At 62.4% G+C, this 3,978-nt stretch carries 6 protein-coding genes and 1 pseudogene; 3 read left to right on the plus strand and 4 right to left on the minus strand.

The genetic code is table 11. The features are described 5' to 3' along the window. Positions 1-186 (plus strand): annotated as a pseudogene (locus tag NKI72_RS34185) (FAD-dependent oxidoreductase); the annotation flags it as partial. 36 nt (positions 187-222) lie between these two features. Here the strand turns inward: NKI72_RS34185 and NKI72_RS34190 are convergent. From NKI72_RS34190 to NKI72_RS34205, 4 genes are all read right to left on the minus strand, one after another. Further along, the gene (locus NKI72_RS34190; protein ID WP_352837367.1) at positions 223-711 is read right to left on the minus strand and encodes an SRPBCC family protein; all 489 of its coding nucleotides are present in this window, start codon (positions 709-711) and stop codon (positions 223-225) included. A 38-nt stretch (positions 712-749) separates the two neighbouring features. After that, positions 750-1,196: an SRPBCC family protein gene (locus tag NKI72_RS34195; protein WP_352541961.1), complete on the minus strand. Its 447-nt coding sequence runs from the start codon at positions 1,194-1,196 to the stop codon at positions 750-752. Beyond that, a complete protein-coding gene (locus NKI72_RS34200; protein WP_352450226.1) occupies positions 1,196-1,507 on the minus strand; it encodes an ArsR/SmtB family transcription factor in 312 nt (103 codons plus the stop codon). The genes NKI72_RS34195 and NKI72_RS34200 overlap by 1 nt, the downstream gene beginning before the upstream one ends. 79 nt (positions 1,508-1,586) lie before the next feature. Then, the gene (locus NKI72_RS34205; RefSeq protein WP_352837384.1) at positions 1,587-2,012 is read right to left on the minus strand and encodes a GNAT family N-acetyltransferase; all 426 of its coding nucleotides are present in this window, start codon (positions 2,010-2,012) and stop codon (positions 1,587-1,589) included. A 166-nt stretch (positions 2,013-2,178) separates the two neighbouring features. Here NKI72_RS34205 and leuD point away from each other — a divergent pair, with 166 nt between their 5' ends. Further along, positions 2,179-2,784 carry a 3-isopropylmalate dehydratase small subunit gene (gene leuD / locus NKI72_RS34210; RefSeq protein WP_352541962.1) on the plus strand — a complete coding sequence of 202 codons (606 nt, stop codon included), beginning with the start codon at positions 2,179-2,181 and terminating at the stop codon, positions 2,782-2,784. A 60-nt stretch (positions 2,785-2,844) separates the two neighbouring features. Beyond that, positions 2,845-3,774 carry an Ivy family c-type lysozyme inhibitor gene (locus tag NKI72_RS34215; protein WP_352748975.1) on the plus strand — a complete coding sequence of 310 codons (930 nt, stop codon included), beginning with the start codon at positions 2,845-2,847 and terminating at the stop codon, positions 3,772-3,774. Positions 3,775-3,978: the final 204 nt, after the last annotated feature.

Below are 3,978 nucleotides of genomic sequence, written 5' to 3' on the forward strand. Positions count from 1 at the left end.
CCGGAGGTCGGCAATTTCCTCTTCGCCAACGGGTTTTCCGGTCACGGCTTGCAGCAGGCTCCGGCGGTCGGCAAGGCGCTGGCCGAACTGATAGTACATGGCGGCTATCGCACGGTGGATTGCTCGGCGTTCGGGTACAGCCGGATTGCCGACGGGCGGCCGTTTCGGGAATTGAATGTAATTTAACGCTGGCGCGAAGGGATGCTACCGTTGCTTGGTGGATTAAGCCGCCGCCAAGCCGCCCGTACCAAGATACGCCTGAAGCCAGCCCAGCACCCGGGCCCAGCCTTCGGCATGCTTCGTTGCGGCAGCAGCGATGCCGGCGAAGCCGCCATGGCAGATGGTGACGCGTGTGCCGCCGGCGATCGGCTCCAGCAGCCAGGCGACTTTGGTTTCGCGGCGGCCAAGCGTCGGATGGTCCCAGTCGTATCTCCGCGTCTGCACGATCCGGCGCGGCTCTTCGATCTCCAGGAATTCGCCGCTGGCGGGCAGGTGTCTGCCGGCCGCCGTCTCGACGGTGACGCTCCAGCGGCCGCCGACGCGGAGGTCGGCCGCCCATCCGGTTATCCTGTAGGTCCTGGCGGACCCCCACCAGCGCTCGACCTCGCGTGTAACGAGGGCGTCAAAGATCCGCTCGGGCGGCGCGCGAACATCGGCGCTCGCCATAACGGTCTCGCCATTGGTCATGCTGTGCACCGCGGAACTGTACATCGCCCTGCCTCCAGAAACGTTTCGCTATCGAAACAACCTCAAGCCTTCGACGCCGGGCGCGACAGGCCTTTGCCGGTTTCGAGCAGGCTCTTCAGGCTGGACAGGATGAGCGGCCAGCCGTTCGCCACATGGCCAAGCAGCTTGTGCGGTCCATCGGCTTCGTGTGTGATGGCGAGCTTCATCATCTCGCCCTCCTGCTCGAGGGCGAAGGTGCAGCGTGTGTAGCCGTCCGCCTTGACCTCGGGCATGAACTCGTTGCGCCATTTGAGCACGATGCGCTTGGGTGGATCGATCTCGAGGACCTCGCCGCTGTCGGTGACGCGGCCGTCGGTGTAAACCATCTTCCACGCCGAACCTTGTTTCCAGTCGCTTAGCATCTGAGCGCCGAGGAAATATTGCCGCTGGAACTCCGGCTCGGTCAGTGCTTGCCAGAGTTTTTCGGGCGAGGTGCGGATGTAGGTGACATAAACGAAAATGTTGCTCATCAGTCTTCCCTTTCGAGACGTTTCTTCAAATCGCCGAGGGCGCCCAGTCGCCCCCGCTCGAATTTGCCGATCCAGCGTTCGGCGATCTCGTTGATGGGAACGGGATTCAGATAATGTTGCTTCTCGCGTCCCTTGCGGATGGTGGCGACGAGGTTTGCTTCTTCCAGGATCGCCAGATGCTTGGTCACCGCCTGGCGCGTCATGTCCATCTCACCGCACAGCGCGTTCAGCGTCTGCCCGTTCCTGGCATGAAGGCTGTCCAGCAACCGCCGGCGTGTCGGGTCGGCCAAGGCGCGAAAGACGGCATCCATGCTCATGACTCTAATATGCAACCATTTGGTTGCATGTCAAGAGGCAGAATGCGCGGGTTGAGGTCGCTGGGAGTGGATTTCAGCGCTTGCGGCCGAACCAGAATGCGTTGGGCATGCGCTCCATGCCGATACGCTGATAGAAGCCGACGGCGTCGGGCATGGAGATCAGGCTGATGGCAACGGAAGGTCCGAGTTGCCGGCGTGCCTCATCCATCAGACCCTTGCCGATACCCAGCCCTTGCGCCGATGCAGAAACAGCGAGCTCGGAGATATAGCAGACCCAGGAAAAGTCGGTGATGCCGCGAGCGATACCAACCAGCGGCTTGCCCGGCGCATCGATGCGCGCGGTGAGCACCAGGTCGGCACTCGTGAGCATCGCCTTCAAACGGGCATGATCATCGACGGGCCGTGTCTCGCCGAGGCCGGATTCCACCAGAACGCGGCGGAACTCGGCGATGCCGAGGCCCGGTTCGCTGGCGTAAAGGATCGTGGATCGCGTTGTCATGTCGACAAAAGTGCACCATGGGCCGGTGGTTTTGAAGCTGTTTGTACCGATTTTGTGTTTCGATCGACGACGGAAGTCCAAAAACAGCCGTCTTTTATTTGCCCGCGGCATTGTGTAAACCGGGCGCCAGCAATTCCCCGCAACGAGAAGAAGACGGGCAAGAACCATGGAAAAATTCACCAAGCTCACCGGTGTCGCCGCGCCGATGCCGATCGTCAATGTCGACACCGACATGATCATCCCCAAAGATTATCTCAAGACGATCAAGCGCACCGGACTCGGCACCGGCCTGTTCGCCGAAATGCGTTACAAGGACGACGGTTCGGAAAACCCGGACTTCGTGCTCAACAAGCCGGCCTACCGCAAGGCGCAGATCCTGGTCGCCGGCGACAATTTCGGCTGCGGCTCGAGCCGGGAACATGCGCCGTGGGCGCTGCTCGATTTCGGCATCCGCTGCGTGATCTCGACCTCGTTCGCCGACATTTTCTACAACAACTGCTTCAAGAACGGCATCCTGCCGATCACCGTCAGCCCGGAAGACCTGGAGAAGCTGATGGACGATGCCTCGCGCGGTTCCAACGCGACGCTGTCGGTTGATCTCGAAGCCAAGGAAATCCGCGGGCCGGACGGCGGCGTGGTCAAGTTCGACCTCGACGAATTCAAGCGCCACTGCCTGCTCAACGGGCTCGACGATATCGGTCTGACCATGGAGAAGGCCGGCGCCATCGCTTCGTTCGAGAAGAAGAACGCTGCTGAGCGCCCCTGGGCCTGAGCGTAGGATGACCTGGCCGCGACAGGCCGGGTTCGTGGCGGCTGAACGGAGGGGACAGTCATGACACGTTCGCTTCTTGCCGGAGCCTGCGCGCTGGCGTGGATTCTGATGCCGGTGGCAGGCGCGCATGCACAGACCGACATGGTGCTCGTGCCGGCTGACGATGCGTCCGGCGGGGCCGCCGACCAGGGCGCGGTGAGCAATGCGGCCCTAGCCGACAATGACAAACAGGCGCCGGTCCCGTTCGAGGGCGGCCAGCTGACCATCACTCAGGAGGAAGAGTACGGGGAACGGGTGCTCGCCTTCGACGGCAAGGAACTGGCGCGCAATTACGACGTCTTCTTCGACAAGATCGTCGAGGTCGGCGGCGTCAAGGTGGCGCTGGTCGATGTCGGCGACGGCGGCAATCAATGCGGCCCGGCCAAGGTGATCGTGTGGAAGCCGGAAGGCGGCACGATCCAGACGACCACGGTCGAGCAGGATGAATGCGGCGCGCCGCCGGCCGCGATCTCCGACAGCGCCATCTATTTCGTGCCCTATCTTTTGCCGGGCGATTCCAAGCCGGCGCTGCAATGGTCGCCGACGGACGGACTGACGACGTCCGGCAATCTGACCTACATGCCGGAGCTGGGCACCGACTGGAAGGACGTTGATCCGTCGAAATACGACAACATCATCGACGCCTTCCACAATGAAGCGGTCTACAAACTAGCCGAGACACTGCTTGGCAAGGACATGCCCGACATGGCGACCAGCCTGCTGGTCGGCGGCGGCACGGAAAAAACCGCGTCGGGCGCCTTTTTTGCGAGCGGCTGCGTGCCGCATGATTGCGGCGGCAATGACGGCTTCATGGCGGTCGACCCGGTCAACCGGAAGCTCTATTTCGCCCGCCGCGGCGACAAGCCCGAGCCGGACGCGTGGCCAGCGGTGAGTACATGGCCGGCCGACGTCAAGGAAGCGCTGGACAAGGCGCTGGGGTCGGCGAATTAGGTTTTTGCGCGGCGCGGCGACTACCCTGCTTTCGTCATCCTCGGGTGACCCGAGGATCCATGCCGTAACATCGGCCGAAGAACCGTTGTGTCGCTCGGATGTCACGGCATGGTGGGGTGGACGGCGCCCGACGGCATCGGATGTGCCAGAATGAGTTCGTTGAGATCTCAAACAAGGGAGCCGTCCGTGGAACACCTTATCCGT

It is taken from the genome of Mesorhizobium sp. M0437 (assembly GCF_040321335.1).
In the GTDB taxonomy this organism is placed as follows: Bacteria; Pseudomonadota; Alphaproteobacteria; order Rhizobiales; family Rhizobiaceae; genus Mesorhizobium.

What these genes read in the sequence shown, in the direction of transcription:
- NKI72_RS34190 (WP_352837367.1), bottom strand. Translation starts at nt 711, where the DNA reads ATGTACAGTTCCGCGGTGCACAGCATGACCAATGGCGAGACCGTTATG.
- NKI72_RS34205 (WP_352837384.1), bottom strand. Translation starts at nt 2,012, where the DNA reads ATGACAACGCGATCCACGATCCTTTACGCCAGCGAACCGGGCCTCGGC.
- NKI72_RS34200 (WP_352450226.1), bottom strand. Translation starts at nt 1,507, where the DNA reads ATGGATGCCGTCTTTCGCGCCTTGGCCGACCCGACACGCCGGCGGTTG.
- NKI72_RS34195 (WP_352541961.1), bottom strand. Translation starts at nt 1,196, where the DNA reads ATGAGCAACATTTTCGTTTATGTCACCTACATCCGCACCTCGCCCGAA.
- leuD (WP_352541962.1), top strand. Translation starts at nt 2,179, where the DNA reads ATGGAAAAATTCACCAAGCTCACCGGTGTCGCCGCGCCGATGCCGATC.
- NKI72_RS34215 (WP_352748975.1), top strand. Translation starts at nt 2,845, where the DNA reads ATGACACGTTCGCTTCTTGCCGGAGCCTGCGCGCTGGCGTGGATTCTG.